Origin of the sequence: Novosphingobium sp. BW1 (assembly GCF_008107685.1) — a bacterium.
Taxonomy (GTDB): domain Bacteria; phylum Pseudomonadota; class Alphaproteobacteria; order Sphingomonadales; family Sphingomonadaceae; genus Novosphingobium.
Genome location: NZ_VIRF01000078.1, coordinates 436,373 through 452,269 on the forward strand (window position 1 = coordinate 436,373; position 15,897 = coordinate 452,269).

Below are 15,897 nucleotides of genomic sequence, written 5' to 3' on the forward strand. Positions count from 1 at the left end.
GAGGCTGGGTACCCATGAGGAAGGGCAGCGTCAAACGCCCAGATCAGCCCCCAGCAAACTTGCCCGCGCCCTTTAGCGCAAGAGGCAGTCCCGCCGCCACGAACACGACCTCGTTCACCTCGAGCGCGAGACGCTGGTTGAGCCTTCCAGCCTCGTCACGAAAGCGGCGCGAGAGCGCGTTGTCGGGCACGATCCCCATACCCACCTCGTTAGCGACAAAGGCGACCGGCACCGTGCAGCCGGTCAGGGCATCGAGCAACTGCACGGAACGCCCTGCAATATCCTCATCCCCCAGCATCAGATTGGAAAGCCACAAGGTCAGGCAATCGACCAGCACCGCGTCGGCCTCCTGCGACGCCCGCCTCAGCGTTCCAGCAAGGTCCAGCGGAGCCTCATACGTCGTCCAGCGCGCGTCGCGATCGGCCTGGTGGCGGGCGATACGCTCTTCCATCTCGGCATCGAAGGCATGCGCGGTAGCGATGAAGGCCAGGCGTCCCGGCACGGTCTCGATCCGCGCCTGCGCGTAGCGCGACTTGCCCGAGCGTGCGCCTCCCAGAACCAGCAGGCTCGTCATTCACTGTTCTCCCTCGCCAGGGCGATCAGGGCGTCGATATCAAGATGCGCCTCAAGCCCCTCGGCCAGCCTATCCAGCGCGGCATCGACCCGCGCATCGTGGTCCTCCCCCGCGCTGTCGACGCCGATCCTGTTCAGCATGGCACGGCGAAACGGCCCTGCCGCAAAGAGGCCATGGCAATAGGTCCCCATGACGCGGCCATCGGGCGAGATGGCCCCGTCCGGTCGATCCGGCTCGAGCTGCGCAAACGGCCGCGCGCGCGCCGCGCCCTTTGTTTCTCCCATGTGCATCTCGTAACCGGTGAACGCTTCGCCCAGCGCGGTCCCGCGCACGTGCCGCAGAGCCTTGCGCGGGCTCAGTACGGTCGCGTGGTCCAGCAGGCCCAGCCCTGGCGTCTCGCCTGCCGGACCTTCGATGCCATCGGGATCGGCGATGCTCCGCCCCAGCATCTGAAACCCTGCGCAGATCCCCAACACGCGCCCGCCGCGCCGGTTATGGGCCAGGATGTCGATGTCCCAGCCCTGCTGGCGTACGAAGTCCATGTCGGCGCACGTCGCCTTGGAGCCAGGCAGGACGATCAGGGCCGCCTCAGGAGGGATCGGCGTTCCGGGCGGGATCATCGCCACCTCGACGCCCGCTTCGGCCCGCAGCGGATCGAGATCGTCGAAGTTGGCGATGCGCGGCAGCATCGGACAGGCAATGAGCGTCTTGCCCCCGGCGCGGTCCTGCCGCTTTTCCAGCACCACCGCGTCCTCGCTCGGTAGGTCGGCGACGGCGAACAGCCAGGGAACGAGGCCAAAGCCGCGCCAGCCCGTGCGCGCCTCGATAGCTGCATAACCATCGGCAAAAAGCGCGGGATCACCCCGGAACTTGTTGACGATGAAGCCCCGGATCATCGCGGCGTCCTCCGCCTCGAGCACGGCGCGCGTCCCCACCAGAGAGGCGATCACCCCGCCCCGGTCGATATCGCCCACCAGCACGACGGGGACATCTGCCGCGCGGGCAAAGCCCATATTGGCGATGTCCCCACCGCGCAAATTGATCTCGGCGGGTGAGCCCGCACCCTCGACCAGCACCACGTCGCAGCGTTCGGACAGGCGTGTCCAACTGGTCAGCACTTCACTCAGAAGGTTGCGACGTCCCTCGCGAAAGTTGCCCGATCCCAGCGTGCCGCGCACCTTGCCGTGCACGATCAGCTGCGAGGTACGGTCGGCCTGGGGCTTCAACAACACCGGGTTCATGTCGGTGTGGAGCGGCGCGCGGGCTCCTAGCGCCTGAAGCGCCTGCGCCCGGCCGATTTCGCCCCCGTCGCAGGTAACCGCGGCGTTATTCGACATGTTCTGCGGCTTGAACGGGAGGACTGACAGCCCCCTGTTTGAAAGCGCGCGGCAAAGCCCCGCGACCAGTACCGACTTGCCCACGTCCGAGCCGGTCCCCTGCAGCATCACCCCAGACATGCGCGGCCTCCCGTAGCAAGCGTGCAGGCCAGCCAGGCCAGCAGGCAGGCGCGCAGATAGATGGTCTCGGCCTTGCGCATCGCCAGTGCATCGGCAATGCCCCCCGCGTCCCCAATCCAGGGCTTTTCGGTCGGGATGCCGTCGTAGTGCAAGGGACCGGCGAGCCTCAGGCCCAACGTGCCTGCCATCGCGGCCTCGCTCCAACCGGCGTTGGGCGAGGCATGGCGGGCATGGTCGCGCCACAGGATGCGCCAGCCTCCTCCACCTGCCAGACAGATGAGAACGCCGCTGAGGCGCGCGGGCACGAAGTTGGCAAGATCATCTATCCGCGCAGCCGCCCAGCCGTAGGCGCGCAGCGGCTCTTCAGGGTGGCCGATCAGGCTGTCGGCGGTGTTGATCGCCTTATAGACCCACAGGCCCGGAAGGCCCGCGAGGACGAACCAGAACAGCGGCGCGATCACCCCGTCGCAAAAGCTTTCCGCGAGGCTTTCGATACCTGCGCGGGCCACGCCCGGCGCGTCCAGCTCCCGGGTATCGCGCCCGACAATGCGCCCCACGGCCACGCGGGCTGCGGGAAGATTGCCAGCGGCCAACGCGCGGCGGACGGGCGTGACATGTTCGTACAGGCTGCGCTGGGCAAGCGCGGGCCAGGCGGCGAGTGCGATCAGGAGCCAGCTCCAGGAACCAGCCAGGCGGTCTGCGACGTTTTCCACGCCCCAGGCCGCCCCTCCCACCATCACCGCGAGCACTATCATTGCGGCAACACCCCGCGCGCGCCGCGCGGAAAACGAGAGATCTGCAAGGTTCCAGCGGCGCTCGAGGCCGCCGATTACCCGCGCGAAGGCCCCAACCGGATGGCCAATCCGGCGGTAAAACCCATCGGGCCAGCCGAGCGCGGCATCGAGCACCAGCGCGCCCATAACGGCAGCGACCTCAACCATCACACGACCAGCGCGTGAGAGCCACTTCCAGCCGGGCCAGCGCGTGATCGCTGCCCGGCAAGCCGAAGCGTAAAAGCTGGGGATGCCCCTCGAAAGGCCGGGTCAGGATATGCGCTTGGGCGAGTGTCTCGAAGAGCGAAGCGGCTCTGTCGGTGCGCACCAGTCGAAACAGCGGCGAAGCCCCCTGCGCGGTGAGGCCGTGACGCGCAAGCAGCGTGTCGAGCGCCTGCGCACAGCGGGGCAGTTTCTGGCCTGCCTGCGCGATCCAGTCGGTGTCCGCGTACGCCGCCAGCCCCAGATCGATGGCCGCGCTCGACAGGGGCCAGTCCCCGTGCAGGCGGCGTAGGGCATCAAGGATGGCCGGAGGCGCAAGCACGAAACCAAGACGCAGCCCCGCAAGCCCGAAGAACTTGCCAAACGATCGGGTCACGACAAGACGGCGCCCTTCGCGCACCTCGCCTGCAACACTCACGCCCATATGCGCGTCGGCAAAGGCTTCATCGACGATCAGCCAGCCACCTTCAGCCTCCTGACGATCCAGCGCCGCCAGCACCTCGGTGCGCGTCTGCAAGGTGCCGTCGGGGTTGTTGGGATTGGTGAGGACCGACACGGTAGGGCCCGGTGCTCCGTTCGCAGCGGAGCCGAAAGCCTTGGCATAGGTGCTATACGTGAGGGGCCCGCGCGCAAGCGGAAATTGCCGCAGAACCTCTCCAAGAGCGCGAAGGCCCGACTCGCTTCCCGGCACCGCTGCACACGAAGCAGGATCAGCTTCGAAATGGGACGCGGCAACTGCCTCCAGCCGGGCCAGTGCCGCCGGATCGGGCAAGGCCCGCCAGTCAGGCACATAAGTCTCCGCCCCCGGCCAGGGCACAGGATTGATGCCGGTGGAAAGATCGAGCCAGTCATCCGCCATCCCGCCGTAGCGCGCGCAGGCCGCTGAGAGGCGTCCGCCGTGGGCCACAAAGGCGCTCATGCCAGCACCACCAGTGCCGCAAGCGTCGCTGTCTCGGCAATCTCGATTCCCGCACCGTGCCCATCGCCCGAAATGCCGCCGATACGGCGCTTGAGCCAGAGTGCCCAGAGCACGTTCGCCGGAAATACGGCCAGGAGAGCAGGTGCGAATGCCCACGCGCAAACCGCGAGCAACGCGGACCAGGCAAGGCACACCTGCCAGTTTGCGCCGCTTCCGAAGCGCGTGCCCATTCCTGCATGGAGTGGTGGCAGCATCAGCGTCCAGAGCAGCGGTGCAATGCGCGCCGCCACGGGCACGAGGACCAGCCCTAGCCAAGGCACCTTGCTGCACGCGAGGAACAGGAGGACCAGCTTGGCAAGCAGTTGCAGGACGATGGCAACCACGCCGAAGCTTCCGATGTGCGGATCCGCAAGAACCGCGGACAAGCGCGCACGGTCGACGTGGGCCGCGCCCGACGCATCCGCAATGTCGCCCAGACCATCGAGATGAAGCGCGCCGGTGATGCCGACCCAGACAAGAAGCCCACACAGGGCCGCAAGAGCGGCGCTGTGGAGCCCACCTGCCCAGACCGCCCCAGTGAGGCAGGCGCCGACCACCATTCCTGCCAGCGGAAACCAGCGGATCGCGCGGGCCATGTCCGCGCTCGTCGCCTTCACATCCGGCAGCGGCAGGCGCGTCATCAACTGGAGCGCCAGGATTGGTGCCTTCATGGCAAGGCATTCCCTGTATCGAGCCCCACGACCTGCCCCGCCAATTTCGAGCCCGGCCAGATCCGCAAGGTTAGCCGCGCCCGGTGAGGCAGATCAATGGCCCAGACGCCGTGATGATCGAGCCCTGTCAGCACCGACAGCGCGGCACGCATCGCGCCTGCGTGCGTCACCACCAGCGCGCTGTCTTCCAGTGCGGCGAGCCCTGCGCACACGCGGGTGCAAAGCTGCGACCAGCGCTCGCCGCCGGAAGGAGGATTTGCCTCCGGATCATCCCAGAAGGCAGTCAGGGCATCGACATCGATGGCCTCGGGTGCAAGGCCGTCCCAGGCCCCGAAATCGAGTTCCCGCCAGTCAGGGGAAGTCTCCAGTTCCAGTCCCAGCTTCTCGGCCACTCGCTGCGCAGGAAGCATCGCGCGTGCAAGGTCCGAGCTCACCAGCCGCGTCGGCGCCACCTCCTGCACGCGCTGGTGAAGCGTGGTGCAATCGACCACGGCGGGCGCGACGTCACCATGCCCCCACAGCAATCCCGGGCTGACTGGTGGGACATGCCGGACAAGGTGGACGCGCCGCACGTTCATGCGCTCCCGCCCGCCACCTCGGCCTCGGCAAAGGTCGCCATCTCGCCGTGCGCGGCCAGCGCGGCGCGCACCAGCGGCACCGCCACCGCCGCGCCAGAACCCTCGCCCAGCCGCATCTCCAGCGCGAGCAACGGCTGTAGCCCGAGGTGGTCCAACAGTCGCCCATGGGCGGCTTCGGCCGAACGGTGCGCAGCCAGACAATGGTCGGGAAAGTTCGGGAAAGCCGCAGCCAGCGGCGCGATTGATGCCGAGGCAATGAAGCCGTCGAGCAGCACGGGAATGCGCCGCATGCGCGCGGCCAGCATAGCACCTGCCATCGCGGCGATTTCACGCCCGCCAAGGCGGCGCAGGGTCTCCAAGGGATCGGTGCAGGCCCCGGCATGGAGCGCCAGCGCGGCCTCAACCGCGGCAACCTTGCGCGCAACACCCGCTGTATCGAGCCCGGTACCGCGTCCGCACCAGTCCGCAGCCTGCCCGCCGAACGCCATCGCCGCAAGGGCGGCGGCAGGGGTCGTGTTGGCAATGCCCATTTCACCCACGAAAAGAAGCTGGGTCTCCTCCTTCACGGCCCGTGCGCCCGCATTCAGCGCCGCCAGGCAGTCAGCCTCGTCCATGGCCGATTCGCAGGCAATGTCGCCGGTTGGACGGTCGAGATCGAGCGCGACGATGGAAAGGTCAGCTCCGCACGCAGCCGCAAGTGCGTTGATCGCCGCCCCGCCGCCCGCGAAGTTGGCCACCATCTGCGCAGTCACCTCGACCGGAAAGGCACTGACCCCACGCGCGGCGACACCATGATTTCCGGCAAAGACCACCGCCTGAACCACGTCCAGCCGTGGGCGCTCGGCCCCTTGCCATCCAGCCATGAATACCGCGATTTCCTCCAGTCGCCCGAGCGATCCAGCGGGCTTGGTAAGCTGATTCTGCCGCAAGCGCGCAGCCGCGATGGTCCCGGTATCGGGCCCTGGCATCTTTGCGAGCGCGCCCACGAAAGCGTCGCGGTTCTCAAAAGCGATCATGTGCACAGGTATCCTTCGGGCGGAGTGCGGGTAATGAAGTGGCCCTTCACGCCGTCTGGCCAATGGGCGTAGCGCACCACGCCCTCTTCGCTCTGGGCATGGGCGGCCGCATAGGTCAGGATCGCGCGGGCGGCCTCGGCGTCGGCCGAAAAATCGCCCAGCACGTACCCGACCTTGCCGGGCGCGCGGATGTGGATGGTGCAAAAGCGCTTGCAGGCAAAGAGGCAGGGCATGTCCTGCACCTCGACCCCGGCAAAACCCTCCTCGGCGGCCTTCACGTCGCGCAAGGCCGCGGCGAGGCGCGCGCCGCCGCGCAGCCCCTCGCCGTCCTCGCGCGCCTCGGACGTATGACGGCAGGTGGAGCAGACCACCACCTGCGTCTTTCCCGCTCCGCCCTCATCCAGCGCGCGCAACATCAGAAGCGGCTCCGGATACCGGCGTAGACCGTGCGGCCCAGCATCCCGTAGCCGCTCGCGGTCTCGTAGCGCTCATTGCCGACATTCTCGACGCGGGCCTGTAAGGTGAGCCCGGGCATCACCTCCATCTGCGCGCGCAGATCAACCAGCCAGTAATCGTCAAGCACGGTCGAACTGCTGGAGCTGGTGAAAGTCTTGCCCGAATAGCGCGCAGCGACACTGGCCCGAAGGCCTGCAACGTCCACACCGCCTTCAACATTGGCGGTATGACGCGGCACGCGGGCCAGCTGGCGGCCATAAGTCGATGCCTCGGGCGTGCGGTCCTCGGCCTGGGTCCAGGTGTAGTTGCCATTGGCGAAGAAGATGCCCAGACGCGCCGTCGCGGCCAGCTCCAGTCCCTTGGCCTGTGCCTTGTCGACATTGGCGTAGTAGCCAAAACGCGTGGTGTCGGTGCCCGGAATGTAGCAGACTTCGGGCTGATCGGCGCCGCTCGGGCAATAGGCAAAATTTATGAGGTTGGTCGTGCGCCGCTCGAACCAGGTGGCCGACGCGCGCAGGATATCGCCCAGGCCCTGCTCAATCCCGACTTCCCAGCCCTTGGCCTGCTCGGGCTTGAGATCGGCGACACCATAGGCCGAAAACATCTGGTAGAGCGAGGGCGCCTTGTAGCCTTCGGAATAGTTCGCGCGCACCACAGTCACGCCGTCATTGGGCGAGTAGGCCGCGCCCGCGCTCGCCACGGTGTTGCCGCCAAAGCGCGATTGGTGATCGTAGCGCACGCCGCCATCGAGCGTGAGCCCGTCGAGCGGGGTCACGCGCAACTGGCCGTAGAGACTGTCGGTATCGACCGCATGACGCGTCAGTTCATAAGGAACAAGGTTGTTGCCAGGCGAAGCGGTGGTCATGCGCTGCTCTTCGCGCTCGGCGCCGAAGAGGACCTGCACGGCTTCGTTGAGCGTGAAGGTGCCCTGATATTCAAAGCGGCGCAGGCGGCCGTGCGCGTCGAAAGTGATTTGGCGGATGTCACGCTCAGGATCGAAATTCTCGCGGTCCGAGGTCGTCTGCGTGACCGCAAGCCGATTGACGAGGCGCCCATCGAACAGGTCGAAGTTGAGCCCGGCGTAGCCCGACCATTCCTGCGTCGTGCCGAACGCATAGGTATCGCCCAAAGATCCGTCGAATTCCGAACGGGCATCCGACCAATAGCCGCGCAGGTCCAGCGAGACATCATGGGCCAGCTTGAAGCGGGCCGAACCGCTTGCCGAGGTGCGGCGGTAGCCATCGTCCTCAGTGCCGCTCGAACGTGCCGAGATGCCATCGGTGCGGAAAGTGGAACCCGCCACGCGCCAGTCAACGAAATCGCTGGTTCCGCCGACGCCCGCGCGGGCCGAGACGGTCTGGTTCGAGCCTGCCTCGGCGGCAAAGCTGCCTTCGAGCGGCTCGGACGCCTTGCGCGTAGTCACATTGACGACGCCGCCGATGGCATTGCTTCCCCACAGGATTGACTGCGGCCCACGCAGGATCTCGATGCGCTCGGCATCGTCGAGAAACAGGTTGGAGACGTTGACACCGCCCGCCGTCGAGGACGGATCGGACAGACGCATGCCGTCGATCACCATAACCGTGGTGCCATCATCGGCGCCGCGGATACGCAGGCTGGTACTGGTTCCATAGCCGCCATTGCGCGAGATCGAGACACCGGGCGTACGCAGCAGGATGTCAGTGACCGAGAAGGTCTGCGCTTCTTCGATCGCCTCCTCGTCGAGCACGGTGATGCTGGAGGACACGCGCTCGGCCGCGACCGGGGTGCGCAGCGCGGTAACGTAGATCGTCCCCGGAGGGGACTCGTCGGCATGGGCGCAAGCCGGAGCAAGGAGAACAAGCGAGGAGACCAGGGCCGAAACACCGGCGAGATAGGTAGACTTGAACACGGGCGGGACATTTCCCTTCATACAAACAACGGTTTGCCCGCCAGCTTGCGATCCGTTTCGACAGGGCCCGGCACGGCGCAGCCCCCTGTGAGGGAAGAAGAGCGCACGCCCCGACGCCCCTGCCCGGATCGCATCCGGCAAGGCGGTGGCTGTCGCTACGCGAGGGATGACCTTGACCTGTGACGGCGCGGCCCTCGAACACCCGGTACACCCTGCCCGGATGAAGAACGACGGCGTCAGGCAGGTCTCCTGGCTCGCGGGTCAGGGCGCTCCGGCCGCCTTCTCAGGACACATGTCCCAATGGCAGATTGGCCGGATCGCTAACCGCTTACAGTTGCAGGGGCAGCCCGGGTCTTGCACCCGGTTCCCTTTTGATCCCCTTGCGGGGAACCTGTCGCTTGGCCCCGCGAACTATCGCCCCGGTGCGTCCCGCGCAAGTGCAATATGCTTGCGAGAAAGCCGATGCTCGCCTAATCGTGGGGGCGCAACGGGTGCCCGAGAGGGCTTAATCGGGAAGTCCGGAAAGATTGTCGAGAAGGCAATCTGGGCCGGCACTGCTCCCGCAACTGTGACCGGGGAGCGTATCGCCAGGTGCCATTGGGAGGGATCTCCCGAGAAGGCGGTGATAGCGCGCTGTGATCCGGAAAGTCAGGAAACCGGCCCGATGCCGTCGTTCTTCGCACGGGCGGGATGAACCGAGCGGACGAGGGCCTCGCGACCAGCGGGGGTATCCCTTGGCGGACGACATTCGTGTGTCGCGTCGAAGGGAGCCTGTGATCTATGCCTTACTGCTGAACTTTTTTCAGATTCCAGCCAGGCCCGTCTTTGCGGCTTCCTGTGGCCGTGTCCTTGTTGCGGCACGCGCCGACGCGACCTTTCCCCTTTTGCACAAGGAGATACCCCGTATGCACCGCTCCCCTGCCCTTTCCTCGTCCCGCGTCCAGTGGACGATCTTTGCCACCCTTGCCGCCGTGATGCTGCTCACCCGCTCGCACGCGCTGACCCACATGGAGCATGTGCCCAGCACCGCGCTCGCCAGCTTCTTCGTGCTCGGCTACTTCGTGCGCCGCGCCGCCGGTTTTGCGGGGCTGTTCGGCCTGGCCTATGCCATCGATGTGGTCTCAATGTCGGTGCTGGGCGTTTCGGATTTCTGCTACACCCCGGCCTACGCCATGCTGGTGCCCGCCTACGCCGCGATGTGGATGGCCGGACGCTTCGCCGCCACCCTGCCCGAACGCCTGTCCTCGCTGCCCACGACGGCCCTTCTTGTCGCCGGGGCGACGGTCGTGGCGCACTTGTGTTCGAGCGGCGGCTTCTACTTCCTGGGCGGGCGCTATCCCGATCCGACGCTGGCCGAGTTCGCGCCCCGCTTCGCACGCTACTTCCCTCGCGCACTGGTCGCCTCGCTGACCTGGAGCGGTATTGCCGCAGCGCTCTGGGCGCTCACCCTGAGCGCACGCCCCGACCTGCGCCGCGAGGCCGTCCGGTGAGCGACAGTTCCAGCCAAATCGAAACCGCGACGCTGAGCGAAGAGGAGCGTCGCCACAAGATGCGCACGGCCAAGCACAAGAAGGTCGTCGATGCCCGCATCGCCGCCGCCAGGATCGACAAGGGCCTGGTGCTTGTCCTGACCGGCAACGGCAAGGGCAAGAGCTCCAGCGCCTTCGGGATGGTCGCGCGCACACTCGGCTATGGGCGCAAGGCAGCGGTATTCCAGTTCATCAAGGGCAAGGAAGACGTCGGCGAACGCGCCTTCCTCTCGCGTCAGGAGGGCGTGACATGGGAGAACTGCGGCGAGGGCTTCACCTGGGAGACCCAGAACCGCGCGCGCGACATTGCCGCCGCGCGCGCAGGCTGGGAGAAGGCCAAGGCCGCCCTTGCCGATCCCGATATCTCCCTGGTTGTGCTTGACGAGCTCACCTACCTTGTCACCTACCGCTACCTGGAACTCGACGAAATCCTGCCCGCGATCCGGGGCCGCCCCGAAATGCAACATGTGGTCATCACCGGCCGCGCGGCGCACGAGGAGCTGGTCGAACTGGCCGATACGGTCAGCGCCATCCGCGACGAGAAGCATGCCTTTCGTGCGGGCGTACGCGCGCAGGTCGGGATCGACCTGTGAGCCTCTCCGGCCTCGCAACCGACAGCACGCAGTGCCCTGCCCTGCTCGTCTCTTCTCCGGCTTCGGGCCAGGGCAAGACGCTGGTGACCGCCGCCCTCGCCCGCCGCCACCGGCGTGCCGGGCGGCGCGTGCGCGTGTTCAAGTGCGGGCCGGATTTCCTCGACCCGATGATCCTCGAACGTGCGAGCGGGGCTCCGGTCCACCAGCTCGACCTGTTCATGGTCGGCGAGGAGGAATGCCGGCGCCTGCTGCATGAGGCCGCCAGAGACGCCGACGTGATCCTCGTCGAAGGGGTCATGGGGCTTTACGACGGAGACCCGAGCGCCGCCGACCTCGCCGCACGGTTCGGCCTGCCGGTGCTGGCCGTGCTCGACGGGTCGGCCATGGCGCAGACCTTCGGCGCACTGGTGCTGGGGCTGGCGCGCTATCGCAGCGACACGCGCCTTCTGGGTGTTCTGGCCAATCGGGTGGGCAGTGCGCGTCACGGCGAAATGCTTGAAGAGAGCCTGCCCAACGGCATCGCCTGGCTGGGCGCGCTCGCGCGCGATCCTGACCTGGCCTTTCCCGAGCGCCACCTCGGCCTTCTCCAGGCCAATGAGATCGCCGATCTCGACGCGCGCCTTGACCGGGCCGCGGCCAGCCTCCCGGACGGCGCCGACTGGCTGCCCGAGGCCGTGACCTTCACGCCACCCGCCCCGCACATGGCGCCTACGCGCGCATTGGAGGGGCACACGATCGCTGTGGCCCGGGATGCCGCCTTCGGCTTCATCTATCCCGCCAACATCGCCTGCCTCGAAGCGCTCGGCGCACGGATTTCCTATTTCTCGCCACTGGAGGACACGGCGCTTCCCGCCTGTGATGCCGTTTGGTTGCCGGGAGGATACCCCGAACTTCACGCCGAGCGCCTGTCAGCGAACATATCCTTAATCGCGGACATCCACCGCCACCACTGCGTAGGCAAGCCCATCCTTGCCGAATGCGGCGGCATGCTTTTTTGTCTTGAAACTCTCGCCCCGCGTGAAGGCGCACCTGTCGCGATGGCCGGGCTACTGCCCGGCGACGCGGCGCTGCAACCGCGCCTGGCCGCCCTTGGTCTTCAGGAAGTCGCCCTCAAGGGCGGGAGCCTGCGCGGCCACACCTTCCACTACTCGACCATGGAAACGTCGCTGTCGCCGATCGCGCAATCGCGCTCACCGCGCGGTCGCACCGGTGAAGGCGTCTTTGAAAGCGGTCGTCTCACCGCCACCTACATGCACCTCTATTTCGCGTCCGCCCCGGAAGCGACGGCGCTCCTATTCCAGAAAAGCGCAACGCGTGCCGATGCCGACCGTCCTGCCGACGGCACCGGTCCCACGCCGCAACCCGCAAAGGCCTAATGGCCTTGCGCCCCCTCAGTGCGCCATGGCCAACAGCGGCGGCGGCGCATCCTCGGACGGCACGACCTCGCCGGGCTCCACATCCACGAGGCGCCCATTGGCCAGGGCGTGCCCCTGGTTGACCGCCCAGATCGCGGTCTGGGTGCGGTTCTGGACCATGAGCTTGCGCAGGATCGCCTTGACGTGAACTTTCACGGTCACCTCGCTGATATCGAGACGATAGGCGATCACCTTATTGGGATAGCCCATCATCAGGCAGTGCAGCGTGTCGATCTCGCGCTCGGACAACAGTTCGCCCAGTTCGACCTTGATCTCGGCCTCCTCCTCGATCAGCGGCCGCTTGAGCGCGAGATGCTCGAGCAGCGCCATGGGTATGACCTTCTCCCCCTGATGGATAAGACGCAGCGACCCCAGCAACTTGAAGCAATGCACTTTCGTTTCGACAAGGCTGCGCTGGCGACAGCCGCTCCATCGCGTCCATATCGCCCTGCCAAACCGCTGGCTTGAGCGCACGATTTCATTGCGGGCCGCAAACTCTGGAGCCAAGATTGGGCATTGCTGCGAGCGGGAATGATGGCGCAGGCATCGCGCAGGGCAGTAGCATAGGGGAATCGCCAACCCGGCTGCCGGTCACTTCGATAGCGTGGATATCCAACGATCCTAGGTCCACGCCCCGATGGATTTTGCGCCATTGGCGGCGCTTGGAGGGGCCATTCTTGCGCCTGCACCATTCCCCGTCTCCGACGGCCTTGATGCCCGTGCTGTCAATCAGCAGGTGCAGCGGTCCGGAACTGGGCTGACAGGGGATCTCGACCAGCAGGGTTTTCTGCCTTCGGCTCAGGGTGCTAAAATCCGGCACCGGCCAATTAAACCCGGCCATCTCGAGAAGGCTGGCAACCATGCCGGTTGTCTGGCGCAAAGGCAGCTTAAACACGCCCTTCAGCGTCAGGCAGGCCTGGATCGCCACATCCGAGAAGACAGGCTGGCGCCCGCGCTTGCCGGTGGGCGCGGACAACCATTGCATCCCGGGATCAAACCAGACCTGAAGCGAACCTCTCTGCGCCAGCGCTGCATTGTAGGACTTCCAGTTCGTCGTGCGGTAACCGGAGCGGGGCGGTTTGCTCATCACCTTCCCTTATCCCATTAGATTCGCGAGCGAAATCGTTCAGGTATTTGCCCAACAAAGCCACAGCGATGGCAACGCTGGCCGGATAGCGTCGGCGCCTCGCGCCGAGGCACAGTCGGTTGACGCCAAAACGAGAGCTTACACCTACCTTCACCCTAAGCCAGCGTTTTGATTTGGCCTTTACCGTCTGGACCCTCCCGGCGCTGCAGAAGGGGTATGGGGTGGAGCACGACATTCTCACGATTGATGGCGATCCCATCATGACCCAGATTCTCATCGAACAGCTCGCCCCACTTACGCGGCCTCGCGTAGCCGCTAACGCAAGCGAGGCGATGAAGCAGATCACACAGCGCGTGCCTGACCTGATCCTGCTGGACACCGAGTTACCCGGCACTCACGGAATTGATCTGTGCCGTGCCCTGCACGACGACGCGCGCCTTGCACACGTGCCCATCATCTTCCTCACGGCACAGACCGGAGAAGCCTTCGCGATCGAAGGCCTGGAAAGCGGCGCCGTGGACTTTATCTCCAAGCCCCCCCATGATCTCCAAGCCCCCCCATGGAGCGGTTTTGCGCGCCCGCGTGAAAACGCAGTTGGAACTGGCCCGTCTGACCCGCGAGCTCGAGCTGCTCAACCTGACCGATCCGCTAACCGGGCTCATCAACCGACGCCGCTATGACGAGGTGCTGCACAACGAACTGGCCCGCGCTCGCCGAAGCCGCGAACCGCTCAGTTTGATCCTCGTCGACCTCGATCATTTCAAGCTCTTCAACGATCAGTATGGCCATGCCGCGGGTGACGAGTGCCTGAACAAGGTCGCACAACTGTTGCAAACCTGCGCGCGCCGTCCCGCGGACGCTGTGGCTCGCATTGGCGGAGAGGAGCTGGCCCTGATCCTGCCTCACACCCCTGCAGCCGGGGGCATGGAGGTGGGACAGGCGATACTGACAGCCCTAGAGGACGCCGCGCTACCACACCTGCGCTCCCGGGTCGCAGACCATGTGACCGTCAGTCTGGGCCTTGCCTGCCTGGAGCCATCCGGCGACATCGACACAGAGACCACAGTCGAGGCCATAGCCCGGGATCTCGTCGAGCGCGCGGCGCAGGCCCTTACCGAAGCGAAAGATACAGGCCGGGCACGCTTCGTCTATCGTTCTGGCCGCCGCCGCTCGTCTCCTACCGAAGGAGCCTCCTCTGAAAAGGGAGCTCGCTGGCCCGAAATCAAGGGCATCGACAACAACTTGTCACGCCACCGCCTGTGCGGCAACCGAGAGCTATTCATAACTCTTGTCGCCAAGTTGCTTGATCAATTCGAGGACCTTGTGGAACCGCGCAAGTACGTGGACATGGAGGAGGATGAGGCGACCCTGCACTTTGCCCGCCGGATTTACAAACTGAAAGGGAGCGCCGACACGCTCGGCGCAACGCACCTGTATTCACTTGCTGCGGGGACCGAGACAGCCTTGCGAGACGCCAATGACGCGCGAATCGCCCTGCTGGTACGCACCATCCACGAGCATATGGACGAGATGCGAACCAGCTGCGAGGCGCTTTCCCCGCTTCCCTTTCAGGTACCCAGCACGCCAACGGCCTTCCCGCTGCGTTCCACAATTGCCGGCAACAACATCGCTCGCCCCTGACGCCAAAAGGCATATGCAACTGGCGCCGAGACGCTCAGCTCGACACTGAGCTGGCATACCTGCGGCCTTCAGCAACCGAAAAGCTATCTCGTGCTCTTTACCCGCGGGGCAATTTCAAGATTCTGTTTGGAAAAGGTGGTGAGCCCTGCTGGGTTCATCATTTCCTTTAAAATCAATTACTTGATTTGGCAAACCACCCCTACCCGACCGACCGAATCCTGCGGCATCCCAAAATTTTTGGCTAACTATTCCTGGCGGTATCGACCACCGGACAGACAAAGAAAAACCGCTGGAAGGGCGGCAACCCTTCTCAGCGGCAATTTTCATAGCGCGTCAGCTATAAGCAGTTTCTACGGAAGCATCGTCGGCATGGCAAGCTTGGCCTTGGAGCCCAAGCTATGAGCGTTTCTGGCCGCCATACCGGCTTACCTGCCGGACAATCAAAATCTGACCTTCTTCAAGTCCTGCAGGACCTCGGCCGAAAAGGATTAGGTTTAACGCCATCCGCTTTTGACCTGCTGATGTTTCTTTGTCGACGTGCGAACCGTGTGGACTTCCTTCACGGCTCAATCTGCACATCATGGATGCGCGTTGGACGAATAGCACGAGAGATTGGCATTTCTGAGAGAAGCATCAACAATGCACAGCGGGAGCTGCGAACCGAGGGATTCATCAAGATCACTACGTCAGCTAACGGGGCAAGATGGGGTGAACGTGTTGATGGCCAAATACGATGGGCTTCAGGCCTCAGCCTCGCCCCGACGATAAAACGTTTTGCAGAGCTCACAAAAACACGAGATCAAAAAATTTCGGAGACCGTCGCAATTTCTGAATTGCAGGCAGAAATTCGAAGGCTCCGATCTAATCTGCTTTCTAGTGGATTGATTCCAACGTTTGGTGCCCGCGCCTGACAGCGGCGATGATGTCGTGGGGGTCGGCTTTCCAGACGAAGGGACGCGGATCCTCGTTGTGCTCTTTGATGAAGCGGTTGATGGCTGCCTGCAGGTCTACAACGGAATGGAATACGCCGTTTTTC

Annotated in this window: 16 protein-coding genes, 2 pseudogenes and 2 riboswitches; of the genes and pseudogenes, 6 read left to right on the forward strand and 12 right to left on the reverse strand. The window is 65.1% G+C overall.

Annotation, left to right across the window (positions count from 1 at the left end; genetic code table 11):
* Window positions 1-43 precede the first annotated feature (43 nt).
* From cobU to FMM79_RS14315, 9 genes are read right to left on the reverse strand one after another with little or no spacing between them, the layout of a single operon-like run.
* Window positions 44-574, reverse strand: coding sequence for a bifunctional adenosylcobinamide kinase/adenosylcobinamide-phosphate guanylyltransferase (gene cobU, locus FMM79_RS14275; protein WP_205466670.1), 531 nt, complete (start codon window positions 572-574; stop codon window positions 44-46).
* Complete coding sequence (locus FMM79_RS14280) at window positions 571-2,031, reverse strand: cobyric acid synthase (protein ID WP_148628088.1); 1,461 nt, start codon at window positions 2,029-2,031, stop codon at window positions 571-573. The genes cobU and FMM79_RS14280 overlap by 4 nt, the downstream gene beginning before the upstream one ends.
* Window positions 2,019-2,972 carry an adenosylcobinamide-phosphate synthase CbiB gene (gene cbiB, locus FMM79_RS14285; RefSeq protein WP_148628089.1) on the reverse strand — a complete coding sequence of 318 codons (954 nt, stop codon included), beginning with the start codon at window positions 2,970-2,972 and terminating at the stop codon, window positions 2,019-2,021. Before cbiB ends, FMM79_RS14280 begins: the two co-directional genes overlap by 13 nt.
* A complete protein-coding gene (locus FMM79_RS14290; protein ID WP_148628090.1) occupies window positions 2,965-3,945 on the reverse strand; it encodes an aminotransferase class I/II-fold pyridoxal phosphate-dependent enzyme in 981 nt (326 codons plus the stop codon). Before FMM79_RS14290 ends, cbiB begins: the two co-directional genes overlap by 8 nt.
* Window positions 3,942-4,655, reverse strand: a complete 714-nt coding sequence (locus FMM79_RS14295; RefSeq protein WP_148628091.1) for an adenosylcobinamide-GDP ribazoletransferase — start codon at window positions 4,653-4,655, stop codon at window positions 3,942-3,944. The genes FMM79_RS14290 and FMM79_RS14295 overlap by 4 nt, the downstream gene beginning before the upstream one ends.
* Window positions 4,652-5,233 (reverse strand): histidine phosphatase family protein, encoded by a 582-nt coding sequence (locus FMM79_RS14300; protein WP_148628092.1) that lies wholly within the window; start codon window positions 5,231-5,233, stop codon window positions 4,652-4,654. Before FMM79_RS14300 ends, FMM79_RS14295 begins: the two co-directional genes overlap by 4 nt.
* Window positions 5,230-6,249, reverse strand: a complete 1,020-nt coding sequence (gene cobT / locus FMM79_RS14305; RefSeq protein WP_148628093.1) for a nicotinate-nucleotide--dimethylbenzimidazole phosphoribosyltransferase — start codon at window positions 6,247-6,249, stop codon at window positions 5,230-5,232. Before cobT ends, FMM79_RS14300 begins: the two co-directional genes overlap by 4 nt.
* Window positions 6,246-6,665, reverse strand: a complete 420-nt coding sequence (locus FMM79_RS14310; protein WP_148628094.1) for a DUF1636 domain-containing protein — start codon at window positions 6,663-6,665, stop codon at window positions 6,246-6,248. The genes cobT and FMM79_RS14310 overlap by 4 nt, the downstream gene beginning before the upstream one ends.
* Entirely contained in the window at window positions 6,665-8,596 is a 1,932-nt protein-coding gene (locus tag FMM79_RS14315) for a TonB-dependent siderophore receptor (RefSeq protein ID WP_148628095.1), read from the reverse strand. Before FMM79_RS14315 ends, FMM79_RS14310 begins: the two co-directional genes overlap by 1 nt.
* 221 nt (window positions 8,597-8,817) lie before the next feature.
* Window positions 8,818-9,006, reverse strand: a riboswitch (cobalamin riboswitch).
* A gap of 62 nt (window positions 9,007-9,068) precedes the next feature.
* A riboswitch (cobalamin riboswitch) is annotated at window positions 9,069-9,276 on the forward strand.
* Between the two features lie 225 nt (window positions 9,277-9,501).
* Here FMM79_RS14315 and FMM79_RS14320 point away from each other — a divergent pair.
* From FMM79_RS14320 to FMM79_RS14330, 3 genes are read left to right on the forward strand one after another with little or no spacing between them, the layout of a single operon-like run.
* Window positions 9,502-10,086: a hypothetical protein gene (locus FMM79_RS14320; RefSeq protein WP_148628096.1), complete on the forward strand. Its 585-nt coding sequence runs from the start codon at window positions 9,502-9,504 to the stop codon at window positions 10,084-10,086.
* Window positions 10,083-10,718 (forward strand): cob(I)yrinic acid a,c-diamide adenosyltransferase, encoded by a 636-nt coding sequence (cobO, locus tag FMM79_RS14325; protein ID WP_240339197.1) that lies wholly within the window; start codon window positions 10,083-10,085, stop codon window positions 10,716-10,718. Before FMM79_RS14320 ends, cobO begins: the two co-directional genes overlap by 4 nt.
* Window positions 10,715-12,094 carry a cobyrinate a,c-diamide synthase gene (locus tag FMM79_RS14330; RefSeq protein ID WP_148628097.1) on the forward strand — a complete coding sequence of 460 codons (1,380 nt, stop codon included), beginning with the start codon at window positions 10,715-10,717 and terminating at the stop codon, window positions 12,092-12,094. Before cobO ends, FMM79_RS14330 begins: the two co-directional genes overlap by 4 nt.
* 15 nt (window positions 12,095-12,109) lie before the next feature.
* On the opposite strand, the gene FMM79_RS21930 is transcribed toward FMM79_RS14330, so the two are convergent.
* Together FMM79_RS21930 and FMM79_RS14340 are read right to left on the reverse strand one after the other, a co-directional pair.
* Window positions 12,110-12,463: a response regulator transcription factor gene (locus FMM79_RS21930; RefSeq protein WP_148628156.1), complete on the reverse strand. Its 354-nt coding sequence runs from the start codon at window positions 12,461-12,463 to the stop codon at window positions 12,110-12,112.
* 39 nt (window positions 12,464-12,502) lie between these two features.
* Window positions 12,503-13,220: pseudogene (locus FMM79_RS14340) on the reverse strand (IS5 family transposase); the annotation flags it as partial.
* Window positions 13,221-13,441: 221 nt separating this feature from the next.
* Between FMM79_RS14340 and FMM79_RS22295 the strand changes: the two are divergent.
* The 3 genes from FMM79_RS22295 to FMM79_RS14355 all read left to right on the forward strand — a co-directional run bounded on the left by FMM79_RS22295 (window position 13,442) and on the right by FMM79_RS14355 (window position 15,772).
* On the forward strand, window positions 13,442-13,900 hold the full coding sequence (locus FMM79_RS22295) for a response regulator (protein ID WP_162528517.1): 459 nt from the start codon (window positions 13,442-13,444) through the stop codon (window positions 13,898-13,900).
* Window positions 13,791-14,861 carry a diguanylate cyclase domain-containing protein gene (locus tag FMM79_RS14350; protein ID WP_162528518.1) on the forward strand — a complete coding sequence of 357 codons (1,071 nt, stop codon included), beginning with the start codon at window positions 13,791-13,793 and terminating at the stop codon, window positions 14,859-14,861. Before FMM79_RS22295 ends, FMM79_RS14350 begins: the two co-directional genes overlap by 110 nt.
* Before the next feature lie 398 nt (window positions 14,862-15,259).
* On the forward strand, window positions 15,260-15,772 hold the full coding sequence (locus FMM79_RS14355; RefSeq protein WP_148628100.1) for a helix-turn-helix domain-containing protein: 513 nt from the start codon (window positions 15,260-15,262) through the stop codon (window positions 15,770-15,772).
* Here FMM79_RS14355 and FMM79_RS14360 read toward each other — a convergent pair.
* Window positions 15,735-15,897 (reverse strand): annotated as a pseudogene (locus tag FMM79_RS14360) (IS630 family transposase); the annotation flags it as partial. The gene FMM79_RS14355 and the pseudogene FMM79_RS14360 sit on opposite strands and share 38 nt — an antisense overlap.